The 23293-nt window shown below is 68.9% G+C and carries 19 protein-coding genes; 11 read left to right on the top strand and 8 right to left on the bottom strand.

Annotation, left to right across the window (positions count from 1 at the left end; all coding sequences use genetic code 11):
• Positions 1-370: 370 nt before the first annotated feature.
• On the top strand, positions 371-664 hold the full coding sequence (locus B086_RS46285; RefSeq protein ID WP_420712573.1) for a Clp protease N-terminal domain-containing protein: 294 nt from the start codon (positions 371-373) through the stop codon (positions 662-664).
• Positions 665-1465: 801 nt separating this feature from the next.
• Here B086_RS46285 and B086_RS0126730 read toward each other — a convergent pair.
• The 4 genes from B086_RS0126730 to B086_RS0126705 form a co-directional block, all read right to left on the bottom strand.
• Complete coding sequence (locus B086_RS0126730; protein ID WP_018569505.1) at positions 1466-1702, bottom strand: hypothetical protein; 237 nt, start codon at positions 1700-1702, stop codon at positions 1466-1468.
• Positions 1703-2019: 317 nt separating this feature from the next.
• Positions 2020-2238 carry a hypothetical protein gene (locus tag B086_RS0126725; RefSeq protein WP_018569504.1) on the bottom strand — a complete coding sequence of 73 codons (219 nt, stop codon included), beginning with the start codon at positions 2236-2238 and terminating at the stop codon, positions 2020-2022.
• A gap of 398 nt (positions 2239-2636) precedes the next feature.
• Positions 2637-3545: a hypothetical protein gene (locus B086_RS0126715; protein ID WP_026252799.1), complete on the bottom strand. Its 909-nt coding sequence runs from the start codon at positions 3543-3545 to the stop codon at positions 2637-2639.
• Between the two features lie 288 nt (positions 3546-3833).
• Complete coding sequence (locus B086_RS0126705) at positions 3834-4457, bottom strand: hypothetical protein (RefSeq protein WP_018569501.1); 624 nt, start codon at positions 4455-4457, stop codon at positions 3834-3836.
• A 193-nt stretch (positions 4458-4650) separates the two neighbouring features.
• Here B086_RS0126705 and B086_RS0126700 point away from each other — a divergent pair, with 193 nt between their 5' ends.
• From B086_RS0126700 to B086_RS42090, 3 genes are all read left to right on the top strand, one after another.
• Positions 4651-6048, top strand: a complete 1398-nt coding sequence (locus B086_RS0126700; RefSeq protein ID WP_018569500.1) for a hypothetical protein — start codon at positions 4651-4653, stop codon at positions 6046-6048.
• Positions 6049-6371: 323 nt separating this feature from the next.
• The gene (locus B086_RS0126695) at positions 6372-6965 is read left to right on the top strand and encodes a hypothetical protein (RefSeq protein WP_018569499.1); all 594 of its coding nucleotides are present in this window, start codon (positions 6372-6374) and stop codon (positions 6963-6965) included.
• 27 nt (positions 6966-6992) lie between these two features.
• Positions 6993-7634, top strand: coding sequence for a DUF2690 domain-containing protein (locus B086_RS42090; RefSeq protein WP_324604698.1), 642 nt, complete (start codon positions 6993-6995; stop codon positions 7632-7634).
• Positions 7635-8095: 461 nt separating this feature from the next.
• On the opposite strand, the gene B086_RS0126680 is transcribed toward B086_RS42090, so the two are convergent.
• Positions 8096-8347, bottom strand: coding sequence for a GntR family transcriptional regulator (locus B086_RS0126680; protein WP_026252798.1), 252 nt, complete (start codon positions 8345-8347; stop codon positions 8096-8098).
• Positions 8348-8501: 154 nt separating this feature from the next.
• Between B086_RS0126680 and B086_RS0126675 the strand changes: the two genes are divergently transcribed.
• The 7 genes from B086_RS0126675 to B086_RS0126640 all read left to right on the top strand — a co-directional run bounded on the left by B086_RS0126675 (position 8502) and on the right by B086_RS0126640 (position 14755).
• Positions 8502-8696 (top strand): hypothetical protein, encoded by a 195-nt coding sequence (locus B086_RS0126675; RefSeq protein WP_026252797.1) that lies wholly within the window; start codon positions 8502-8504, stop codon positions 8694-8696.
• A gap of 262 nt (positions 8697-8958) precedes the next feature.
• The gene (locus tag B086_RS0126670; RefSeq protein ID WP_018569495.1) at positions 8959-9504 is read left to right on the top strand and encodes a hypothetical protein; all 546 of its coding nucleotides are present in this window, start codon (positions 8959-8961) and stop codon (positions 9502-9504) included.
• Between the two features lie 63 nt (positions 9505-9567).
• The gene (locus tag B086_RS45105) at positions 9568-9795 is read left to right on the top strand and encodes a hypothetical protein (protein WP_199790787.1); all 228 of its coding nucleotides are present in this window, start codon (positions 9568-9570) and stop codon (positions 9793-9795) included.
• A 154-nt stretch (positions 9796-9949) separates the two neighbouring features.
• Positions 9950-10459 carry a hypothetical protein gene (locus B086_RS0126660; RefSeq protein ID WP_018569493.1) on the top strand — a complete coding sequence of 170 codons (510 nt, stop codon included), beginning with the start codon at positions 9950-9952 and terminating at the stop codon, positions 10457-10459.
• Positions 10456-11199: a hypothetical protein gene (locus B086_RS0126655; RefSeq protein WP_018569492.1), complete on the top strand. Its 744-nt coding sequence runs from the start codon at positions 10456-10458 to the stop codon at positions 11197-11199. The genes B086_RS0126660 and B086_RS0126655 overlap by 4 nt, the downstream gene beginning before the upstream one ends.
• A gap of 1371 nt (positions 11200-12570) precedes the next feature.
• Positions 12571-12795 (top strand): hypothetical protein, encoded by a 225-nt coding sequence (locus B086_RS0126645; RefSeq protein ID WP_018569490.1) that lies wholly within the window; start codon positions 12571-12573, stop codon positions 12793-12795.
• 172 nt (positions 12796-12967) lie between these two features.
• Positions 12968-14755, top strand: a complete 1788-nt coding sequence (locus B086_RS0126640) for a hypothetical protein (protein WP_018569489.1) — start codon at positions 12968-12970, stop codon at positions 14753-14755.
• Between the two features lie 70 nt (positions 14756-14825).
• Here the strand turns inward: B086_RS0126640 and B086_RS0126635 are convergent, their stop codons facing one another.
• From B086_RS0126635 to B086_RS40860, 3 genes are all read right to left on the bottom strand, one after another.
• Complete coding sequence (locus B086_RS0126635) at positions 14826-16112, bottom strand: IS256 family transposase (RefSeq protein WP_078531210.1); 1287 nt, start codon at positions 16110-16112, stop codon at positions 14826-14828.
• Between the two features lie 68 nt (positions 16113-16180).
• A complete protein-coding gene (locus tag B086_RS44730; protein WP_234029379.1) occupies positions 16181-16588 on the bottom strand; it encodes a hypothetical protein in 408 nt (135 codons plus the stop codon).
• 124 nt (positions 16589-16712) lie between these two features.
• Positions 16713-22847, bottom strand: a complete 6135-nt coding sequence (locus B086_RS40860) for a DNRLRE domain-containing protein (RefSeq protein WP_051115927.1) — start codon at positions 22845-22847, stop codon at positions 16713-16715.
• Positions 22848-23293 lie beyond the last annotated feature (446 nt).

Genomic DNA, 23293 nt, shown 5'->3' with positions numbered 1-23293 from the left:
TGTCCGTCAAAAGATTGTGCTTCGGCGCCCTCGCTGGCACGGCGCTCCTGGTAAGCAGCATTACCAGTGCCGCTTCAGCCTCTGAAGGTTCCGGGACGTCGGTGAGCCCTATGGCGACGGTTCGATGCTTTGACAGTTTCCATGGCTTCTACGACTGCAGTAGCTACGGCCTGCCTGTGTGTCTGGCTGACCTGGACGGTGCGACAAGAAACGATAAGTGGGGAACGTTGTACCGCTGCGGCCGTCACCACTATGAAGGTGCGTACAAGTGGGCATGGAAGTCCCTGCAGGGATGCGTGAGCCCCGAGGTGAACGCATCGTCGCGGCACAGGGGGCCTGCTGACTGTTAGGCCGGAGGGGTGCAGTCTCCGTGGCGCCCCTACCTCGCGGGCTCCGCGGAGATCTCTACGAAGGGGGCCATATTGTGGCTGATGATCATCCGGTTCCCACACCACGGTTTCATCAGATTGTGAAAGACGCTCAAGCTATAGCCCGAGCAATGGGGCACTCGTATGCGGGTGTCGAGCATCTTTTCCTTGCCATCCTGCGGGACCCAGAAGCGGTGCCTACGCAGACGCTTTCTGAGTTGATCAGCGTGGAAACCGTTAGCTCCCACTTGGAGGAGGTAATGCGATCCCCGTCCTATCTGGGGATTGACGAGTGACTCTCGGGTCCGGCCCTGGCACCGACCCGACCGCAGGCACTGGGTCCTGGCCCGCAGTGGCCGCCTGCTCCCCCAAAAAACGGCGGGTTCGCTGAGGATGGCCGAACCGGATGGCGGCGCGGCCGCCGTGTGGGCCGCTACGTCACGAGTGTGGGGGCGCCCGCGCAGGGCGCGGGGAGGCCGACGCAGTCCAGGGTGGCATGGTGGGCGGCGGCGAAGGCGGGGGCGTAGCGGTGCAGGGCGGGCAGCCATGCCGCACGCGCCCGGCCGACCGTACGTGAAGGTGGCGAGCGTCCCGCTGATCATGGCGGATCGGCCAGGGCGGCGGCGTTACGGCTAGCCGTGCTGGTCGTTAGAAGTTGTTATGGGTACGCGTGAAGGTTCTTCTCGGTTCTGCGTGATGTGCGGAACCAGCCTCTTCGGCGGTACGGCGTATGTGGTCGACGGCACCCGCGGGCAGGGCCGCCGCCGGAGATTCGCCCGCCTCTTGATCTGCGAGGCGTGCTACGAGCGGGGATGTCCGGACCCGAATACAGGCCGGACCCGGGCGGCTTCCGCGCGACGGACTGAGTCCGTCGAGTGGTGGGGCCTGGCTGGCCGAGGCGCGGCCCTCCCGCCCCAGCCATGTGTCGCCGGGTGCGGCCTGGTCGTGGTTCGCGGGGCGGAGGTGCTAATGCGGGGGGTGACATGCTCACGCGCCTGCCGTACTTCCCTCACGCGGAAACGTAATGGGGGGCAGGGGTCGGGCCGCTCCTGCGGCGCCTGCGGCGAGACCGTTACGGCTGGGCGTGCGGATTCTGCTTACTGCGATGCGGCGTGCCGCCAGAAGGCATACCGCCGACGGCTGGCAGGCCGAACAGCAGAGCCGGCCAGCAGCCCGAACGACCAGCACGGCCAGCCGTAACGCCGTCGCCCCAGCCGGTTCGCCATGATCAGCGGGACGTTCGCCGCCTTCACGTGGACCAGACACAAGACCAACGCCTCCTGGCCGGCGGCGGTGCGGTCGCCAGCCGCTGCCCGGAGGACCTCGTCGGGCATCCGGCCAGTGACGCCGGACCCGGTGGGCGGCGCACGCGAACAGGCATCAGCGCCTGCGGATCTACTTCCAGCAGCGCCGACTCCCCCGCAGCCGTTGTCCGCGGCAGCCGGGTCCTGGCCGGGCTGGCGGCGTTGCCTGCAGGAGCGGAGCCGTCCTGGGCCTGTCCGATGGAGGCGGTGCTGCCGACAGCCGACCGGGGCCAACTCAGGCAGGTGCGCCAGGCCAGCGCCCCAGCGGCCGCAGCGCGGTACGAGTGGAAGAACCCGTAGCCGAGCCGACACCCAGTCCGGCACACAGTGGCACCCGCGCGACAAAATCACGGGCCGATCGGCGCGGGGGCGGACATCCAGGACCCGACCTGCCCGCCCGCCACATCGACGGCCCGCCGATCGTGGCGGGCCCGCTCGTGTCGCCGCACGAGATCCTCCGCCTCGGCGGCGCTCTGTTCACGTAGCCGCTCCTCGACGATCCGGCGCCGTTCGTCCTCGATCAGGAGCCCAGGCAGCTCCCGGCCTACCTGTACTGCGGCCTTCACCCGCCGGGCGCGTCAGATGCGGATCACGTTGCCGCACATCTCGCACCCGCCACCCGGCTTCCAGGCGGATCCCGTCGTCGCACCGCCGGTCCGTTCACGCCCGGCACTGCACCAGGGCCCGCCCGATCAGCCACAAACACGGGCGCTCGACCAGGCCCTCGCCGCAGGTCTCCACCAGCCGGTCCGTCAGTCGGCCGGCTAGCAGCCGCGGCGCGCCACCCGGCAGTTCCAGCAGCCCCTCCAGCCGGTCCAGTTCCGCCTCCGCAGCCGCAGGGACGACAGCGCGTCGGGGTTGGTGGCGTCGGTGATGGCGGAGCCACCACTACAGACGCGGGGACGACGCAGATATTGGTAACTGCGGTTAACAGAACGTGCGGAATGCCATGAGTGAGACAGGCTCATCGGCCTCTGTAGAAGTCCTCGTCCACCGGCGGTTCATCGCTGAGGTAGTCGTACGGGGCCTCGCCGAAGAGTTCCATGTCGTAGTCCAAGTCACCGAAGTACCTGAGCAGCTTGGTCTCGATTTCGAGATCACATGCAGCGCAGTGGAAAGCGTAAGGGACGAGGTAGACAACGGTGTGGTTGACGACGCCCTGGACGTTCACAACGCCAGCTACCCACCCCTGAGAGCCACAGGCAGGGCACTCCCTCGGCACTTCCTTACTCATGGTGATCACCGGCTGACTAGTGATTGCGGCCAGAACCACCTCACGTTCTTTGCCCGACATGTGACCAAACCGCTGTTCGAACACCGAGCGGGCTTTGACCAGCAGGGCCTCTGCCGCGACGCGTTCCTGTCGAACCTGCTCATCGACCAGCTTGTCATGTAAGACCAGGTATGGCCCCCAATAGCCCTTTGGGTCAACTTTTAGTTCTTCGAGAACCGGGTCGACCAAGCGCAGACAGACCGTGAACACTGCTTCGGCTTGCGAAGAGTCGTGTATCGCGCTGTGGGCAACTCCATTGCGGGCGTCCGCCAGGGGTCCAAGAGCCTTCTTGTCGATCGGGATCTTCCTGGGGAGGAGCTTGATCACCCGCTCATGAGCCTCAGCCAGGCCGATGGTCTTGATCTTGGTCAGTGGGCCTGCGTGAGAGCCCAGGCCCGTGGCATGGAGCAACGAGTCGAAGTGCCGACCGTCGACGATCAGAGCTGGATGGATCCCAGCGAGGTAAGCCTTGAGCAGGTGTTCCGTAGCGACTCCAGCGTGGTGAACGGCGAAGTCGTAGCTCTCGGGTCCCTCAACGAAGGCCGCCAGCGCGGCATTCATCCACCTGTGGGATGAATGTTTCAACTGCTTTGCATCCATGGCGAGACGATAGGACCGCCGGACCACCAACCGCTCGGAGTTTCACTAACGCTCGCTGCGGCTCAGTGGAGCTTGGGGTGGGGCCGGTCTTGGATCTCTGCGTCGTATCGAGCCCAGTTGCCTCCGGACTGGGTCCAGGCGGTGGCCGCCTCGGGGCTGATGCCCAAGAGCTTGGTGAGAACCGCAGCGGGCAGTTGAGTGGAGAGCCCCATCAGGGCGGAGGTCCGGCCGGGACGTGAGTAGATGCCCAGCCGCTTCAGCCGTGTTCCGAGATGGTGGCTGCTGGAGCTACCCCCGCGGGCGCGGGGACGACGTAGGGACTGGCCCCAGTGAAGCGGGCGTGCTGCCAGGCCGTGCCGTCCCAGTGGCGCCCCTGGGAGCTGCCCTCGAAGACGGCCCACCGATCGGGGGCGTCAGGGTCGCGGGCGACGACGAACTCCTCGACGTTCTGCCCCTCGCGGCGGGGCCGGGGATGCGGTACTCGGAGACGAAGGCCGTCGCCTCGGCGGCCGCCGCCTTCTCCTTCTCCTCGTGCTGCCGGAGCCTCTCTTCGTCCTCCGCGTCGTAGAAGCGGACCGTGTGCCACCGCTCGGTGTCGAACCCGTCACTGTCCCTCCACGGGTAGACAGCCTCGGCGAGCAGGTTCCAGGTCTTCTGGATCCCCTGGATGCGCCGCAGCCTCGCCTCGGAGTCTGTCTGTGCACGCTCGACGACCTCGTCACCGAACCAGTGACTGAGGGTCCCGGCGAAGCCCGGCACCAGGTACCGCAGGGCGGCGTTGGTCCGGTACTCCTCGGTATCGACGTCCATCGACGGCCGGTGGATAAGCCGGTCCGTGAGCCAGCTGGTGAGCGCGTCCACGTCGTCCTGGGTGATGTCGACGGCGTAGCGCAGGGGCTCGGTGGTGGTCATGCGGTGGTGTCCCTCCCTGGTTCTTCTGGCGCCCGGGGCGACCGGTTGTCCGCGATTCACGGACAACCGGGGACGGAAAAAACGGAAAAAATCGCGGAAGTGCTGTATCGCAAACCAGACCTGATGCTGTATAAGGATTTACATAAGACGTTGCATAAGGCGTGCAGCGCATGACGAGGATTGAGGAATCTGCATGACCGTCCATCTGTACCCCCTCGCGAACGGGCTGAGCACCGACCACCCGGTGCCCGGGCTGCCGTTCGTCGACGACTCGCACATCCCGCTCGACGAGGGCCCCGAGGCCATCGAAGCCGTGGGCCGCAACCAGGGCGAGGGGATGTGGGGCCGCTACGACCCCCACCGCGCGTCCGGCGGCTGGCGGGCCTTCACCACCGACCCGCACAACAACTCGCTCGGCTGGTCGGTGCGCTACCACCCCGAGCACGGCCGGACCGTCCTACTGATGAAGGACGACGACACCGCCACCCTGCACAGCACCTGGGACGGCGAGCATCTGCTCTACCGGGCCGGCGGCTACTGGTTCGACGGCACCACCTGGTACCGACCCGGGCAGATCTGGGACCCCGTCGAGCAGGACTACGAGAAGCGCCAGGCGCGCGCCGCGGTCACCGTCAGCGCCGCCGACATGCTCGACCGCCGCGCCGACGCGGCCCGGGCCACTGTTCTCGACGTCGCCGACATCGACGCCGAGGCGCCGGCGCCGGTGGCGGAGAACTGGGGCGACCACCTGGCGCTGTGGGCCGCCCACCAGGCCGAGCGCGACGGCGCGCTGCCGCTGGAGCGGTGCGTGGTCGACCTCGCCACCCCGGAGCTGAGCGGCGCCCAGCTGATCGGGGTGCCGGAGATGGCCGAGCTCGGCGGCATCACCGCCTCGACGCTGCGGTCGTACATCTCGCGCGGCAACAGCGAGGTGCCCCAGCCACAGGCCCTGGTCGGCGGTCGCGACCAGTGGGCCCGGGCCGTGGCCGACGACTGGGTCGAGGCCCGCCGGCGCTCCTACGAGGGCGTCCGGACCGTGATGTCGGCCGGTGACCGCGACCAGCTCTCCCGCGGGGCGGCGGAGGTCCGCGACCACTTCGCCGCCGACTTCCAAAACACCCTGTGGGGACGGCCAGACGTGCGCAAGCGGTGGGTCCTGCGCGCCCGCAACGAGGACTCCGTCCGGGAGATCGCCGACGCGCTGGCCTGGAACGTCGCCAGCAGCCTGGACCGCGTCCTGCCCACCCACCTCCTCGGCCACACCGTCGAGAGCGCCGTACTGCACGACTTCGCCGACGCCATCGACCTGGACCGCGAGGTGCCGAAGAAGCAGCCCCGGAAGCAGGAGTGGCTGCACCTGTGGGTCTCGCGCCCGGTCGCGGCGATGCTCGACTGGTTCATCCGCCACCAACCCGAGTCCGCCCACCACCACATCGGCGAGATCACCCGCGAGGCCAGCACCCGGTGGGGCATCCCGGCGGAGGACACCCTCTACACGCTGCGCCAGGCCGTTGCGATGGACGGCAAGCTGAACCAGGAGGACGCGGAGTCGTTCTTCGCCCTGCTCACCCCGCCGGAGAAGAACGACTGACCGGCAAGTCCCAACGGGCGGGGCCCGGAGCCAGGATCAGTGGCTCCGGGCCCCGCCCGCGACTGTAGCCGGGGAGCGGTCCAGGTCCGGACAGCCCCGGCTCAACACGCGTCCGGACAGCCGTCTCCCCGGGAGAAGCCGCCCCCGCTCGTCCGCCTCCCGTACCTCCCTGCCCCTCCGTAAACCCGGCACGACGTCTCCAGGACCGGCCTCCGGAGAAATCTCCTCCCTTCTTGCTGTGCCCTGTCGCCTTTCCACCCCGAAGGGCTGGAGGGCAGGGCGCCCTCCACGGGCGTGCTACCCGAGGCCGACAGGAGACGGCGATGGAGTGGATGGACACCGTGCGCGAGCTGGCAGAGGACCCGCTGGTGCGCCTGACGGTGGGCGAACTCGTCCGGGGGATCGCACGGCGTGTGCGGCGCGGCCGCGGCTCGGCGGCCGCGCACAGTGAGGCGGGGCCGGCCACCACGGCGCCGGACGCTGAGGGAACGGAGACAGCGGTGACGACGGTCGCGGACGACAGGACGGGCGAGCTGCTCGCCGAGGACCTGCTGCAGGGCGTGGGCAACGAGGGGATGCGGGCGGCCACCCGGCTGCTCGGCGCGCACCGAAACGGGTACTGGCTGCGGCGCCTGCTGGAGGAGGAGGCGGAGTTGTCGGCGTTCGTAGGCCCGGTCGTCGACCGCAGCGGCACCCATCCCTCGGTGAGCTGGAACACGATCGGGCAGCTGCTGCTCTCCCGGCCCTGCGCGCTGAGATGCTCGCACAGCGAACTGATCATGCTGGAGGTCGCGGCGTCGCTGGCGTCCCGCTGCGCGGTGCAGCTCGGCGCGGTCGTCCAGGCCGTCGACGAGGACGAGTTCCGGCTGATCCTGCGGGCGCTGCAGGAGACCGCGTACGGGGAGGACGTCCGCTGACACGGGTGGCGACAGGCGGACACCGGGGTGGCAACGCGCGTGAGCTGCGCGTTGCCACCCCGTATCCAGCGGCCACCGGCCGCGCGGCAAGCCGTCGGCGAAGGATTCCATCAGCGTCGCTGCGTGTACCGCGCGGCCTGGCAGTCGGCGGCGGGGTCGTCGGCGGCGAACTGTCGTACGCGCAGGAGGCGGGGGTGCGGTACCTCTCGTGAGGCGGCGGATGCAGTGGTTGGGCTCGTTGGGTCTACAGTAACGACATCCAGCGGCACGCACACCGAGGACACCGCGGGGCGAACCGCACCCTCTGCCGCACCCGCACCGGGGTGCCGCGCCCAGAAGTGCACGGGCGCGGACCCGGAGATCATGGGCTGCGCGACGCCGGGGCAGACCCGGCGGCTGGGTCCGCCGTACCGGACCCGCACCGGAGCACATCTGGTGGTCGTCCTCAGCACGCTGTGTCACGCCGCGTGGGCACTGACGTGGAACACCCGCACCGGTGACGCGTTCGAACTTTCGGTCCCCGAAGGCGCAGTGGAAGAGGCAAAGGTGGCCGATGTCCTTGACGCTGAGGACCCCCTCTTCACGCCCATGGTCGGCGCTCCGGCTGGCCTGCGGGCCTGTTTCATACCGGCTGCCGGCAAGCAGGAATGCGTCTCTGTCCACGGCTGATCGGCACGGAGCACTCAGTAATCAGCGCGAGGGCATCCCGAGGCCGACGGACGCGTTCTCGGCCTGCCTGTGATCCCCGGAACTCGGTGATCATACGGGTACTGCCGGACCTTGACCGCTGCGGCCGTTCGACGGGCCCTAGGGTTGAAGAACGGGCCACCAGGGTCTGCGGTTACCTGCCGGATCGTGCCCGGAAAGATACCGCTTCTTCGTAGCCCCGCCCTCCATCTTGGAGGGCGGGGTCTCTTCACGCCGCCGTGGTGACCTCGCCGCGCACGGCCGCCGCGTACTCCAACAGCAGCAGCTCGTACTCCGCCCGCTCCACATCCGACAGACGCCGCCGCGTCCGCTCCAACAACGCACGAATGTCCGCATTCACGACCGCAGCAGGCCGCACCGCACCCGGCATCGGGGAAGACGAGGACACGACGATCAGCCTAGCCGCCCAGTCTGACAATGACCTAGAAATTCAGGCGCTCCGCGGTGCCGTCGGAGACGACGAACGTGCCCTTGTTCGGCAACGTCACCACAAGGCCGCGGTCCCGCAGCTCCTGCACCGCACGCCTGGCCGTACCCGGCGCCACCCCATACTGCGCGCCCATGTCCCGCTCATTCGGCAACCGGGCGCCCTGCGGTAGCCGACCGGACCGGATCTCTGCCTCAACCTGGTCGGCGACCCGCACGTACACGTAGCCGATCGGCTCCTCGCTCATGATCGGACCGTAGGGTGGCACCCCACCGTCCGCGCCCGCAGGTGGCCGCATGGGGCACCATAGGGCGGCATATAGCGGTACGGTCTGAGCAGCGAAGACCCCCGCGACCGCAGCCACGGCCCGGGGGTACGGCCGACACCCTGGGACGTCGACAATGGACCACCCTACGGACCCCCCGCCCGCACGCCACACCCCCGCGACACATCTGTGCTGCCACTGCGGGCAGCTCACCCGGCAGCCCGTCCTCATCGACGAAGTCCACACCCCATCCGGCGAGGGCCGCGGCGTCTACGCCTGCCCCGAGGACGCGCCCCGCTTCGCCGACCAGCCGACCGGGCCCGCGGCATGACCCAGCAGCCGGACGGGCACGTCGAAGCGGCGTGCAGCCTCGGCGAGCACCAGTACTGCACCGGCAGCATCGACCTCCGCGCCGGACCAGGCCCCGCAGTGCCACTCACCCGATGCGCATGCGCCTGCCACCGCGGACAAATCCGCGTCCACGAAGCAACCCGCCGCCACTGACCCCGGCCGAGGCAGAACGTTTGGCCAACGCCTGACCTGCGGAGCTACCCCCGCGCGTGCGGGGACGACGCACCGTGGGGGTAACTCGTATGGGCGATCCGCTTCCCGGCCGCCGTGTTCTGCCCTTCACGGTCCAGGCCAGGGAGTACATGTGGGCTGTGCACCGTGACCCCAACACCGTCCTGATGGAGACCTTCGCCGAGACGTTCGGTGAACGCCCCGGCGACTGGCCAGACGGCGTCCTCCTGGCCATCCCCTACTTCGGCATCGTCCTGCAGTGCCTGGGTGACGAGAACCTGGATGAGGACGAGGCGGTCGACTTCCTGCGCCGCGCGGAGGCAGCTCTGCCGGACGACACGCCCGCGCTCTTTCCGCCGACGGAGTACAGCGACCGGCTCGCCGCGAACCTGCCGTCCTTGTGGTCCGCGCACAGCGACCGCTCTCCCCACCGGCTGTCGGCATGGATCGCCCTGACGGGAGCTCACCGGCTGCTGAACGGCGACGACCGAGACGACTTCCGCCTGTGCATCACGGCAGCGCTCAGCGCGTGCGAACTCATCGAGGAGCGCCAGATCCACGCCAACGTCCAGGCATTCTCCGCACGGGTGGCCCAGTTGAGCGCGACCGGCAGGTAAGGACTGCGCCGACCTCACGCCACTTCACCGGCCACTTTCCGGGGGTGAGGCACCGAGGGCACGATGGCCCCGGCTCGCTCGGCACGGGCCCGGCGCAACGCGGCAGCCTCCGTCGCCGCGGCCTGGCGGCGCCGCTGCGCGCGAATCTGCTCGATCGGGGCCGGCGCATCCTGCGCCACCGCAACATCCAGCCCGGCGGGACAGCTCCTGGAGCAGCTCGCCCCCGGCGGGCGCGGCCCGGCGGCTGGGCAGCTCGCCGCCGACCTCGTCCGCTGCCTGTCCACCCCGTAGCTGGCGCCGTTGCGCCACGCCGGGGCGCCGATGTCGGACAGAGTCCTCGGAATCCCTCCGCCGGTGATCTCCCGCGTCGTACGGTCGCATCTGACACGGTGACCGTCCGGAAACGCACGGTCACGGACCGATCGCGTCTCGGAGGAGAGACCTCGTGGGCATTCTGGGCAAACGGCGTGACACCGGCGCTGTCAGGAGCATTCCCGCACAGGCCGGGCCGGCCGACTGGCCCGGTCGGCGCCACCGGATCAACGAGGTGGCGAAGGCGGCCGGTGTCGGTGTGGTCAAGGTCCGCTGCCACGCCACCACCTGGGACTACTTGCAGGAGGAGGCGAAGACGCATCACAAGGGGGGCATCAGGACGCGGCCGGAGGCGTTCCGCCCCGCGACCGGTGAGGAGATCGTCACCGGTGCCGACGGCATCGTCACCGTCCCGCTCGGGGGCTCGTCCCTCGCCGCCCTCTTCGACTGGTGTTTCGAGGCGCAGAGCGTCCTCAAGACCGACCTGGAGCGGGGTGTCAGCCGACGGGTTGGCTGGGCCATCTCCGAGGCCCTCGAAAACCTGGCGGCCGCCCGGGGCCAGGGCGACCCGGCCGCAGTCATCTGGCTGGACGACCGGATCGCGGCCGCCGACGCCGGCGACTCCGCGTCCGCGCAGCCGTGACGCTGACCGTGGGGTTCCGGCTGGGCAACGACTCCGCCGCCCGGCAGGTGACGGTCCTGGTGACCGAGGGCGGCTACCTGCACCGGGCCCAGGGCCTATACGGGAAGTTGCCGCGCCTCTCCCGACCCGAGCGGTCCCCCGCGGTGGACAGCCCCATCCCCAGGTTCCGGGGCGAGCACCCGCTCGCCCGCCCCATCGCCGACCTGCGCCGCCATCACGCCGCGTACACGCGGAAGGGCTACACCCGCGTCCTCATCCCGCCAGCCGTCGTGCGCCTGGACCTCGATGAGAATCAGCCCCTGGGCGCGGTGGCGCACCGCGAGCTGTTCCAGGCGTTCACCGGCGCGGCGCCCGCCACCCCGCAGTCGCTCGAAGCGGCCATCACCGCCTTCCGCGCCGCGCTCGGCCTACCCTCTCGGCCCGAGCACATCACCACCTGGGTACCCCGCGACAAGACGCTCCCACCCCGCGTCGCCGCGATGCTGCGCACCCTTGAGGACGGCTCCGTCCTCACCCCGGCGCGCCGGCGGCCCGTCGGATGGTCGGTGAGCAACCAGGGCGTGCGCCTGCGCGTCGGCCCGACCGGCGAGGTCCTCGACCGGGCGGCGGTGGTCGAACTGCAGGCGGCGCTGAGCGCGTGGCTGCACTTCACGAAGGACAAGGAACCCCCCGCCCCGCAAGACGACGGCCCCGTCCCTGCCCGCCGCTCCGTCCCCACACCCGGAACGGCGGCCGACTAACGAAGGCGCGCCCGTACGCGAGCTCCGCGACCGAGACCGCCGTGGCCCACGAGAGCCAGCGTCACCACGATGGGCCTGCTCGTCCTCGACGAGCCTGGCGTCCGCTTCTCGCGGCCAGTCAGCCGATGCCCTGGAACCCTGGGCCCAGGCTGCGCCGCGGGGCCGTCTTCCGGCACGCGGCCGGGGCGCCCTGGAGACCGTCGCGGCCGGGCGTCGACGGGCAGACCCAGACGCCGGCGGGCCGTCGCCGTCGCCGTCGCCGCCGCCACCGCGGCCAAGGCCTCACCGGCCTCCGGACTGATCTGGGCGAGCGCCTCGGCGAGGTGTCGACGGCGACCAGGGCGTCGTCGGCCGCCGCCGCGCTCCAGCCGTGCCCGGCCGCAGCGTCCGCGAGCTTGCACGCCGCTTCCGCCGCCCGGTCCGCGTGCTCCTCGATGCCGGGCCCCGCCCGCTCCACCAGCCCCATGCCGACCACAACGCCGCGTGCGGCCGCCAGGACACAGCCCGGCCGCTTCCCCGCCGAAGCGGGCAGGTCTGCGGCTCATTGGGGTCCATGTTCATGTCGAAGGACAGGTCGCGCAGGATGCGGAGCATCTGCTCCAGGGCGACGACGTGCTCCCGTACGGCGACCGGCACGTGCGCCCGCTCCCACAGTGCGATGCCCGTCTCCCGCCGCGCCCACAGCGTTTCGAGCTCGCGGACCGGGGGCCCAGGGCGACCGCGGTGGCGGTGAGGGCGGAGCCGAAGGGGAGGCGGGGGTGGGAGTCGAGCTCGCCGGCCTGGCCGTGGTGGGCCCGGACGGCGTCGATGACGCTCACCAGGTGGGTCAGGCGTACGGCCCGCTGGGATCCACGCCGCCTCCCCGGGGAGTTCGGGGGTGTCGGGGGCGGCGATCAGGCTCGGGTGCAGGACGCCGGCGGTGTGCCGGGCGGCGGGCCCCAGCGTCCACAGGCCGACCCGCAGCTCCGAGGCCGCCCAGGTCAGGCCGTTGACCGTGTACTCGACGGTGCTGGCCCAGCGCGACCGGTGGCCGTAGCGGTAGGGGCCGGAGGCCAGTGCCCGGCAGCGGTCGGCGAGCAGCAGCGGCGGCGGGGCGCGCCGTCGGGGGTGTCGAGCAGCTCGCGGTTCTCCTTCTCGTCCTGGAGCAGGTGCCAGGCCGCGATCCACCGGGCGGCTCCAGGAACTGCGCCTCGCGGCGCTGGACCCGGTCCCAGCCGCCGGGCAGGCCGGTCGGCCATTCGGGCAGCGGCTCGGCGTAGAGGTCCCTCCGCCGCCACCGCCGTTCGCGGGGCACTGAAGAAGGCAGCCCGTGAGCAGACGACCACCAGCTGGAACAGGTTGCAACGTCAGCTCGGCTCGGCACTGCCTCGCATGACCGCTGCCGAACGCATCACCGTCCTCGCCCTCGTCGACCAGCAGACCCCGAAAGACCAGTCTCTGCTGTCGGGCCTGGTCGCCGCAGGTGATCCCGGCATGGCGGAGGCCTACCGCGAGGTCGCTGCCGCACTGGGACTGGAAGTTCCTGCAGACGACGAACTGCGTGACGTCCTGGAAGCCGACGTGCAGCAGGTCCACCAACACTGGCGCCACCAGTAAGCTCCGCGGCCGCCAAGCCCCATTTGGACACTCGCACCGGGCAGCTGAAGGCCGCGCAAGGAGGTTGACTTCGTGAATCGCGCCCGCTCGGGCCCGGGTGCGCCTTACGGTCGCTTCTATTGATGGCGGCCAGGCGGTGACGCCAGGTCAAGTGTGAGAGGGGAATCCGAGGATGGTCAACGCCCGTACGTACCCGCTGTGGCGGGATCTCGCGATGAGCGAGGACCTCCCCAAGGAAGCCCTCAAGACGGTGATCGAGGCCCTGTGCACTCCGGCGACGACGCCGGTCGGCTTCGACGCGAAGGCCGACCGGTGGCGGGAGGGAGCCCTCAACGATGCGCTGCCCGCGCTGCTCGCCCGGACCTCTGCCAAACGGCTGCGCGGCCGGCTCCTGGTGCACGCCGACGACAAGACGCTGGCCGCCCTGGCGGCCGACGGCACCGTGACCGCCGCCGACGTGCCCGCCATCCTCCGGCACCGCCGGGCCTGGCCCGGGCTCATCTCCGCACTGGCACGGCACCCCCATCAGGTCGAGGCGGCCATCGCGCTCCTGCCCCGCCTCCCCCAGCATGAGGTGGAACAGGTCGTCCGGAACTGGGACCCCGACCGCTACACCCGCACCAAGAACACCCCGTCGGCCCCGCCCGTGCCGCCAGAACTGTTCGACGCAGTCCTGGAAGCATGCCTCACCCCCCTCGCCGCCTACCTGCTCCACCCGGAACCCGAAGAGGGCTGGGAGACCGTCTCCACGTATCTGAAGGACTGGTCGCTGGAACTGAGCGCCCGCGACGGCTGGGCGATGCTGGCCCGCTGCCCCGAGCGGTGGGCGCAGCTCACCGCGCACCCCGTGTTCAAGGCGGCTGTCCAGCACCTGCTGCTGGACCATGCCGAGCAGCAGGCCCTCGAGGACGCCCGGCTCCGCGCCGCGGACCCCGATGGCGAGGAACTCCCCTCCGACCCGGCGCCCGCTCTCAGCGAGGAACTGCTGCTCGCCTGCCTTCCGGCCCTGTGCCTGCCTGAACTGGCCGACCTGCCCAACCCGCAGGTGACCGCCCGCCGGACCCTGCACCACATCGCCCACCGCGTCCACAACAACCCGCGCCTGGCCGACCTCGCCGCCGACCAGCTGCAGGCGGCCGCCGACGCGCTCGTCACCCGCGGCCAGCTGCTCACCTGGGCTGACAAGCAGGAGAAAGACTACGAGTTCGAGGGCCGCGTCCTGCGCCTCGCCGAGGACCTGGCCCTCCTCAGCGCCAACCCCGACCACCTCGCCGGGGCCTGCGCCCAGCTGGCCCGGCTGGATCCGCCGGCCGTCGTCTCCCCCAAGCCGAGCCGGACCCTGATCCGCGTCCTGGACAACGTCGATCCGGACCACGACCGCCCGGCCCGGCTCCTGGAACGCCACTCCGAGCACCGCCGGGTCCAGGCCCTGACCGTCCTTGCCTCCAACCCGCACACCCCGCGCCCCGCCGTCGCGGACGTCCTGGGCGGGCTGCACCCCGCCGAACTGGCCTGGATCGCCGAGAAGGCCGGCGGCCCCGACTGGCTCCTGGCCGCGGCGGCCGCCGTCCCGGTACCCGAGGAGGAGGACGACGGTGTGGTGCGGCTGGTGGACGACGAGGAACTCGGCAAGCGCCCCGACCCAGCGGCTGTCCTGCAGTCCTGGCTCGACTCCCCCGCCGCCGGTGAGATCCTCTCCCGCTCGGAGGTCTACCGCGCCGTCGTGAAGTCCCGCTACCGCACCCTGGAGCACCTGCGCCAGATCCCCGCCGACGAGGTCCTCGCCCGCCACGAACCCGAAGTCGCCCTGACAATCCTGCTGGAGCACTGCGGGCGCAGCACCAGGCGGTGGGAGGCCCTCGCCGCCGCCATGACCTTCGACTACGACGACGAGAAGATCACCTTCGGTCAGCTCCTCGATTCCCTGGACCCCGCGCTGGCAGAGGCGCAGACGTCCTGACGGGGGCGTCCCGCGGGCCGCCGCGTGCGGGGGGTCTGTGTAGCGAACGGTGGAACTCGGTCGGTTTTGTTCAGCGGCGTCCGGCGGTGAGCCGGCCGTCGAAGGTGATGTCGAAGGCTTGGAGTGCGGCCTTCCAGCGCATGGTCCAGCGTTTGCGCCCGTTGCCGGTCGGGTCCAGGCTCATGACGGCCAGGTAGACGCACTTGAGGGCGGCCTGGTCAGTGGGGAAGTGTCCCCGGGCCCGGACGGCCTTGCGGATCCGCGCGTTGATGCTCTCGATCGCGTTGGTGGTGCAGACGATCTTGCGGATCTCCACGTCGAACTGGAGGAAGGGCACGAACTCGGCCCAGGCGTTCTCCCAGAGCCGGACGATCGCCGGATACTTCCCGCCCCAGGCGTCGGTGAACTCCACAAACCGCTCCAGCGCGACCTCCTCGGTCGGCGCGGTGTAGACGGGCCTGAGCGCCTTCGCGATCTTCTCCCAGTCCTGCCGGGCCGCGTAACGGAAGCTGTTCCGCAGCAGGTGAACAACACAGGTCTGGACGATCGTCGCAGGCCAGACCGCGGCCACGGCGTCCGGGAGGCCGGTCAGGCCGTCGCAGACCAGCATCAGGACATCGGCCGCGCCGCGGTTCTTGATCTCGGTCAGGACCTGGAGCCAGTACTTCGCGCCCTCCCCGCCGTCGCCGATCCACAGGCCCAGGATGTCCCGGTGCCCCTCGGCGGTGACCGCCACCGCCATGTAGACAGGCCGGTTGGCGACCTGCCCGTCCCTGACCTTCACGTTCACACAGTCGATGAAGACGACCGGGTAGACGCTGTCCAGCGGACGGTTCTGCCATTCCGTCATGCCGGCCATCACGCTGTCGGTGATCGTGGAGATCGTGGACTTGGAGATCTCCGCGCCGTACACCTCGGCAAGATGCGCGGAGATCCCCCCATGCGTCAGCCCCTTCGCCGACAACGACAGGACCATCTCGTCCACCCCGCCCAGCCGCCGCTGCCGCTTCTTGACCAGCTGCGGCTCGAACGACCCCGCCCGGTCCCGCGGCACAGCGATCTCGACCGGTCCCGACTCGGTGATCACCGTCTTGGAGCGGTGCCCGTTGCGGTAGTTCTCCCGGCCGCCCTCGGCCCGCTCACCGGGCTCGTGCCCCAGGTGATCGGTGAGCTCGCCCTCCAGGGCGGACTCCAGTACCCGTTTGGTCAGCTGCTGCAGCAGGCCGCCCTCCCCGGTGAGCTTCACCCCACCGGCCTGGGCCCTTGCCACCAGCTCGGCGACCAGCCCGTCATCCACGGCGCTTGTCGCACCCACAGCGGCCTTTCCGGCCCCGGTGTCACTCGTCACGTCAGTCATCAACTGTCGCTTCCAGCTCGGGAGTTACACCGCTCACCGTACAGACCCAGCAGCCTTGAACCGTGAATCTAAGAAACTCGTGAAAGAGTTGTGGCACCAGCTTGAAGTGCTCGTGATGCAATCATTTCTGCCTCTTTATCTGGAACGTCCATGCATACGATCCGTTCATTCTCGATCGTCGAGAAAATCAGCTTTCTTTCCAGGGATGCCTCGCTACCGATGGTGCGATGGGCCAGGTGTGAAAAATAGTTTCTGTCTTTGCTCGAAGTGAGATCGAGGGGTACCCCCATGTAAGGGTCATTGCGCCGGATGCCAGCGGTTGCTGTGTTGTTCTGCTGCAAGGCAGATTGGCGCAGCTCGGTGAAAAGGAGCGAAGCCACCGGGTCTGTGATCTCGAAGTCTGTATAGAGATCGATGGTGACCTCTGCTCCGATCTCCGCTAGGTATTCACCTACTACGGTGAGAAAGATTTCCATGTCGGAGTCTGTGGCAGATGTGATTTTCATGATGCCTCTTCTGTTGGTTTGCGTGTAAGTGTAATGCATTGTGGGTGGCCGGTCGCTGTAGTGACCGGCCACCCACAGGCGTGTCAGGAGCTAGTTATCTGCGCCAGGACCAATTCGCAGTCCGCCGCAAGCCATGCTTGCTGAGGGCCCAGAAGCCGTGCCAAACACTGAGGTGTGCTTTGCTGCCAGCAGGGTTGTAATGCCAGCCGTGATGCTTGTCCCACTCGATTCGATTTTGGTGGTTGCCCCAGTGGAAGCCAGGCTTGTGCTTCCGCATCACGAAGTGCTTGTTGCCCTTGGCGAACATCATCCACTTGTTGGGCGTGTAGTGGAAGAACGTTCGTGTTGCGCGGTAGGCCCGCGGAACGTAGTGCACGGTCCGCTTTATCCAGCTCCACCGGCTACGACCGTCGAGGTCATATTGGTTGATCGGGTCTGCGGTGACGTATTCGTAGGCGTTGGCGTTTCCTCCGTAGACGGGGTCGGTGGAGAGGAAGCGTCCGGTGGTGGGGTTGTACAGGCGGATTCCCATGAGGGTGAGGCCTGTGAGTGTTTCGGTGGAGCGCTGTTTTCCGCCGAGCCAGCCGTAGCGGGTGGGGTTCTGGGTGTTGCGCGGGTTTCCGTATTCGTCGTAGTCGAGGGCGGTGGGGGCTTGGGTGGTGTCCAGCGGGAGTTGGAGTGCGACGTCGCCGTGGATGGTGGTGAGCTGGAGGACGGTGTCGCCGGTTTTGCTGGTGGTGGCGGCGAGGTCGCCGGAGGCGGATTCGACGCTGCGGGTGACGGCTGCGCCGGTGGTGTCTTCGGTGGTCCAGCGGGGGCTGTCGGTGTCGTTGTCGTAGTGGTTGGTCTTGGCTGTGGTCTGGGTCCAGGTGCTGCCGCTGCCGGTTTCGACCTTCCAGGAGCGGAAGCGCAGGGCGGCGTCCAGTTGCCAGGTCTGGCGCTTGCCGTCGGCTGTCTGCTGGTGGGCGAGGTCGTTGGCGTAGTAGCCGATGGTGCCCTGGCCGGGGGCGGTGGTGGTGCGGCCGAAGGCGTCGTAGGCGTAGCCGGGGTCGACGATCCGGTCGGCGCTGTCGTAGGTGGAGTTGGTGGTGGTGCCTGAGCCGGTGGGGCAGTCGGCGCCGGGGGTGCCGGCGACGGTGGTCAGGGATTTGCGGTTGGTGCGGTTGTCGAAGGTGTAGCTGCGGCGGGTGCAGGTCGTCTGTGCGGTGTCTTCGACCGTGGTGAGTCGTCCGGTGGTGTCGTAGCTGTAGCTCTGGCTGGAGAAGCCGGCGTGGCTGGTGACCTGGCCGTGGACGGATTCGGTGACGGTGTCGGAGTAGACGATCGTGCTGTCGCTGTCGCGGGTGTAGGTGCGGTCGGTCGCGGTTCCGGTGGTGTCCTCGGTCTGTGTGAGGGTGTATCCGCCGGGCAGTTTCTCGGTGGCGACGGATCCGTCCGCGTCGTAGGTGGCCTTGAAGGTGCCGGCTACGGAGTCGGTGGTGCTGGTGACCAGGCCGCGTGGTTCGGTGGTCGTGTCGTAGGTGTAGGTGACGGTCGAGGGCACGGTGTCACTGGTTTTGACCGGCCGGTTCAGCAGGTCGTATTCAGTGGTGGTGGTGCCGTTGTCGGCGTCGGTGTAGGAGGTCTGGCGGCCCAGCTTGTCGTAGGACCTGGAGATGGTCCCGCCGGTGGGCGAGACGGTCTTGACGGCTCTGCCGGTGGCGGGGTCGTACTGGGTGGTGGCCTCCGGCACGGCCTGGCCGAGACCGCCGGTCACGGTGGTCTTGTTCTGGCGTCCGGCGTTGTCGTAGCTGGTGGTGGTGGTGCGGGTCACGCCGTTGGCGGTGTCCGTCACCTTGGCCTGGTGGCCCCACCAGTCGTATTCGGTGGTGGTGGTGGGGAGCTGGGCGGGGTTGGAGCCTCCGCCGGTGATCGCGCCGCCGGCGCTGACGGAGCAGACCAGGTCGGCCCATTCGGGCCGGCCGGCGCACGTGCCGGTGCCGGTGGCGGACCAGTACGTGGTCACGCGGGTGCCGGCGTCCGTGCCGGTGGCGCCGGGCAGGATCTGCTTGGTGACGCGGCCCTGGGCGTCGTACTCGGTCGTCTGAGTGATCGCCGTCCCGTCCGGGTCCTTGACCGTCTTGGTGGGCAGGCCCTTCGCCCAGTCGTAGACGGTCTGGGTGACGCGGGTCTCGCCCAGCACGGAGGGGTGCTCGCGTACCTGGGCACCGGTCGTGGTCTTGGTGACCTGGTCCTTGACCTTGGCGGAGCCGTCGGTGGGCCGTCCCTCGTCGTATTCGTTGACGGTCCAGGCGCGTGCGGTGACCGATGTACCGGCCGGTACCAGGGTGGTGGTGCCCTGCTTGAGGTCGGCGGCCAGGTCGATGCGCCGCAGAGGACCGTATTCCTCCAGCTTGCGTGTGCCGTTGTCGTTGTACACGGACCGCGTGTCCAGGAGGTTGGCCCGGTCGGCGCTGGCGAGCTGGGCGATGCCGAGGTCGGCCTGGACGGCCTTGTCGTCGGCGCTCAGGCCCAGAGCGACGGCACGGTTCGCGGCGGTCAGCTCCCGCACCGTGTTGCCGAAGCGGTCGTACTCGGTGGTGGACAGGTGGCCGCCCGGGGTGGCGGTGTTGACTTCGCGGCCGGACACGCCCAGGTAGTGGATGTCGGCTCGCTTGTAGTCGCCGGCCGTCAGCGCGCTCGCGGAGTTGGAGGCGGGGACGGCGTCGGCGGGCAGGACCGCAGTGGCGTCCGTGGGGGCGTCCAGCTGGCCCCACGTTTTCACGTTCGAGGCGGCCACCTGGTACGGGGCTGTGCTTCCGGTCAGCGGTACGTCGTAGACGACGCTGGTGACGGCGGTGCCTTCCGGCACGTCGGTGGTTCCCTGCTTGAGCCCGGACCTGCTGGCCTTCAGCAGCATGCCGTCACCGGCGGTGGCGGAGTTGCCGGCCTTGCCGTAGGTGAAGGACCAGGGCAGTTCGCCGGCCGGGGTGAGCTGGGTGATCCGGCCTGCGGAGTCGTAGGCGTACTCCGTCTTCAGGGCCGGGCTGATCTGCGGGTTCCACGTCTGGCGGAGGCGGCCGGCGTTGTCGTAGAGGTAGGTCTGCACCGTCTTCGACGTGGCCGCGGCCGCGCCGGGTTCGGTGGACCACAGGCGGATCTCCTTGGCCTGGTTCGCGTAGTCGCCGAGGGAGTCCGCGGTGGCCGTGGTGGACGACGCGTACACGAACTCCATCGCCCGGCAGCCCTTGGTCGACGGGTCCGACGTGCATGCTGCCGCCGAGGCCGCCGAGGTCGGCGCGATGACTCGCTTGGGACGTGCCAGCTTCTTGCCGTCCATGGTCACTGTCTCGGAGACCACGGTGGTCGTGGAGTTGGCCAGGCCTCCCAGCAGAGTGCTGCTGACCTGCCAGGTGGTGGCGTCGGAGGCGGGCTTGGTGAACTCGGTGACCGTGCCCTCGGTGTCGGTGAGGGTGAAGCTGCCCGAGACGCTGCCCTTGAGGGTCAGGTCCTCCGAGCCGGGCTCGGGGATCCAGCCGTTCTTGGCCGCGTTGGCCGTGAAGTGGGTCTCCTCGCCCTCGGAGTCGACGACGGCCACCGCGGTGTCGGAGATCTTGCGCAGGTGGCTGAAGTCGGACTCCGTCATCTCCGCGGCAGTGCCGGCGACCCACTCCTTGCCGAAGATGGGGGCCTGGCCTTCCTGCTTGGCGCCCTTGTCGGGTACCCGTGAAGAGGCAGTGCGGGAGGCCGACAGGTCGAACGCCGAGGTGTCGGTCGCTGACAGGCTGTAGTCACCGGTCAGCAGATTCACGCTGCCCGGGCCGACCTGGTCGCTGGCCGCACCGTCAGCGTTGCGGTCGACCACCACGGTCAGCGGTTCGGTGCTGCCCGACGCCCCGCCCGGCCCGGTGAAGTCGGCCTTGACCTGGACCGATCCGTCCGGGTCGACGGTGCTCGCGGCGTCCCAGACCAGCCGTGCGTTCTTGCCGCCGGCCAGCGGCACCGGCCATGCGGTCAGGGCCTGGCCGCCGTCGGTGACGTCACCAGCGGGAATCTTGACCCAGGCATCGGCTTCCGACCGGCGCCAGGAGAAGGACACCTTGTCGTAGGTGCCTGCCGCGGCCTCGGCCACCAGAGGCAACCTGCGTGCCGTGCGCTCGCTGTCATTGGGCTCGACGAAGCCGCCCGGGCCGGCGTGGAAGGTGTACTCGATCGCCTCGGACTTGTTGTCGGCCTTGTCCACGGCCCGCACCTGCAGGGTGTGAGTGCCGTTCTTGGGCGGGGCGACGCTGATGTTCTTGTCGGCGCCGGAACCGCCGGTGGCCACCTTCGTCCAGGTCACACCGTCCAGCGACCACTCGAGCCAGTTGTGGTCCGAAGCAGGCGGGGTGACCGTGAAAGCGCCCGCCTGGCCGGCACCCTTGACCCACTTGTCCACCGGATAGTCCGGCGAGGAGATCTTCACCGGTGCGGACGGGGCCTTGGTGTCGACGGTGAAGGTCTTCCACGCCGACCAGCCGGTGTTGTAGTGGGTGCCGTCGTAGGAGTTGGTGCGGAACTTGTACGTCTTGCCGTCCGTGAGCAGGCCGGCAGGCACCGTCACCGATGCCACCTGTCCGGACGGTACGTACTTCGACACCAGGTAGTTGCCGACCTGGGTGTCGGTGGCCGAGTCGCGAATCTCGAAGGTGCCGTCGACCTTGTCGCCGTCGGCGTCGACGAAGGTGTCACGCAGCGTCGGGGTGGTGGTGTTGACGATGTAGGAGCCGCTGTAGGAGAAGTACGGTGGGCCCGCCTCCTGCTTAGTCCCCGTACGCGGCCGGTAGTTGTAGTTCACCACCAGCTTCGGAGGGTTGGAAGCCGCGTTGGCGGAGTTGACCCGCTTCCACGGCAGCAGCGCCGACTCGTCCGAGGCCCGCAGTCCCATGTTGCCGCGGGTGGCCTTGGCCGATGCCCATTCCTGTGCCAGCGTCGTCACATCGGCATTGATCCAGCCGTCCGGCTGCGTCGAGCACCCCGGGTTGCCCTTGGTCTCGGTGGACGTGGCCTTCTTCGCCGTCCAGGCCGGCTGCGCGGTCCACCGTGACGAGGTCGAGGCGGCGCCGGTCGACCAGACTTCCCACGGGTAGGCCTTGCAGTCGGTGTTGCCCGAGTGGAAGTTCCACAGTGACAGCTTGGCGCTTTGGACCAGCGCGTCCTGGATCGGAGTGGTGTTCCAGGAGATGAACGACCGCGCAGTGCGCGGAGTGCCGTTGGCGTTTTTCGTGCCCGGGTTGCCGAAGTCGAGCTCGACGTCGTTGGACCAGTCGACGGTCTCGCCCTGCTGCACATAGGTGTCGAAGACGTTCGACAGCGCGGAAGTCGACGGGTCGACGGTGACCGGATACTGCGTCTTCGGGTCGGCGAGGAACTCCGCGTTCGGCGTCACCACGAGATCGACGACGCCGCCCTTGCGGTGCACCGCCTTCAGGCCGACCCTCGCCCGGTGCGTGTGCTCACCGGAACGCTTGTCGACCGAGGAGTCCCACATCACCGGAGCCGGCATCACGGCCCGCTTCTTGCTCTTCTTGTCGGTGAAGAGGACGCTCCCGTCCTCCATCTGCCTGACCTTGAGCCCCTTGGCCTTCAGCGGCAGCGTGTAGGAGTAGCTTCCCGTACCAGGACGCTCGTTGATCCGAACGTACTGCTCAAAGCCCGTCCGGGTGGCCTCGACGACCACGTCGCCGCCGGGTACGGCACTGCGGTAGGTGGCGCGGTTGCCGTCCAGCTCCGGCTTGGGCAGACCGCCCTTCCACTGGAGAGTGATCTGCTGATCCCCCTCGCCCAAGGACACCAGGTCCCGCGTGCCGGCCGTCTTTTCCTGAGCGAGCGCGGTCAGCCGCTTCCCGCCCGGCCTGGCGAACGACAGGCCCCTGGGATGGGCCTTCGGCTCGACCGAACCGTCCGCCTTGCTCACCAGGTCCAGGTCGACAGCCCGCCAGCGTCCCGACGCCTCGTCGCGGAACCGGACCGGCCCCGCCGACAGCTCCGTCGTCAGGCTGCCATCGGCGTTGACCCACGTGGTCGACGTCTCTGTCCGCTCTGAAAGCGCCTCAACACGCTTGCCGGACAGACGCGCCAGCACATGTGCCGAGGGTATGTCCGCCGCCGAAGTGGCGTAGTGCTTCTTGTCCGCAACGGTAGCCCCCGCCGGGGACGCCGGGGACGCCGAGACGGCGTCCCCGGCTCCCTGCAGTGCGGTCACTGCCACCGTGGCAGCCAGGGACACAGCGATCCGCTGTACCCATACTCCTTGCGGATCGGGCCAGGCGCGACCGCGTCCAGCCCCCATCCTTTGCCTCATCACTGTCCTAAAGATCCTTAACCAGCCCACCACTTGAGCTGGCCAACGGAACTTAACTGATCAACAGATCGGGCATATCGACACAGTAGGGACAGGTTGATCCTTTACAAACATGATCGAATCGTAAAGATTCGATAAAGACTACGCACAGGTAACCCACAGGCCGAGTACAGGGAACCGGAAAACCTCCAAGTCACAGCACTTCCAGGCCGCCGAGCACCGCCCAGTTGACCCAGCGTCACACCCTCACCACGAAAGGCCTCTCACACCCACACCCCTATCCCACACACCATCCCCAACCCCCGCCGGACACCACCACGATTCACAACTGCGCACACACGAAGCAGCCAATA

Source organism: Streptomyces sp. PsTaAH-124 (assembly GCF_000373685.1).
GTDB lineage: Bacteria > Actinomycetota > Actinomycetes > Streptomycetales > Streptomycetaceae > Streptomyces > Streptomyces andamanensis.
This window is presented reverse-complemented; position numbering and strand designations above follow the sequence as displayed.

Excerpts from the sequence above, each read along its gene's own strand:
- B086_RS0126730 (WP_018569505.1), bottom strand. The coding sequence starts at position 1,702 with ATGCCCGACGAGGTCCTCCGGGCAGCGGCTGGCGACCGCACCGCCGCC.
- B086_RS0126715 (WP_026252799.1), bottom strand. The coding sequence starts at position 3,545 with ATGGATGCAAAGCAGTTGAAACATTCATCCCACAGGTGGATGAATGCC.
- B086_RS0126705 (WP_018569501.1), bottom strand. The coding sequence starts at position 4,457 with ATGACCACCACCGAGCCCCTGCGCTACGCCGTCGACATCACCCAGGAC.
- B086_RS0126700 (WP_018569500.1), top strand. The coding sequence starts at position 4,651 with ATGACCGTCCATCTGTACCCCCTCGCGAACGGGCTGAGCACCGACCAC.
- B086_RS0126695 (WP_018569499.1), top strand. The coding sequence starts at position 6,372 with ATGGAGTGGATGGACACCGTGCGCGAGCTGGCAGAGGACCCGCTGGTG.
- B086_RS0126680 (WP_026252798.1), bottom strand. The coding sequence starts at position 8,347 with ATGAGCGAGGAGCCGATCGGCTACGTGTACGTGCGGGTCGCCGACCAG.
- B086_RS0126675 (WP_026252797.1), top strand. The coding sequence starts at position 8,502 with ATGGACCACCCTACGGACCCCCCGCCCGCACGCCACACCCCCGCGACA.
- B086_RS0126670 (WP_018569495.1), top strand. The coding sequence starts at position 8,959 with ATGGGCGATCCGCTTCCCGGCCGCCGTGTTCTGCCCTTCACGGTCCAG.
- B086_RS45105 (WP_199790787.1), top strand. The coding sequence starts at position 9,568 with ATGGCCCCGGCTCGCTCGGCACGGGCCCGGCGCAACGCGGCAGCCTCC.
- B086_RS0126645 (WP_018569490.1), top strand. The coding sequence starts at position 12,571 with ATGACCGCTGCCGAACGCATCACCGTCCTCGCCCTCGTCGACCAGCAG.
- B086_RS0126640 (WP_018569489.1), top strand. The coding sequence starts at position 12,968 with ATGGTCAACGCCCGTACGTACCCGCTGTGGCGGGATCTCGCGATGAGC.
- B086_RS0126635 (WP_078531210.1), bottom strand. The coding sequence starts at position 16,112 with ATGACTGACGTGACGAGTGACACCGGGGCCGGAAAGGCCGCTGTGGGT.
- B086_RS44730 (WP_234029379.1), bottom strand. The coding sequence starts at position 16,588 with ATGGAAATCTTTCTCACCGTAGTAGGTGAATACCTAGCGGAGATCGGA.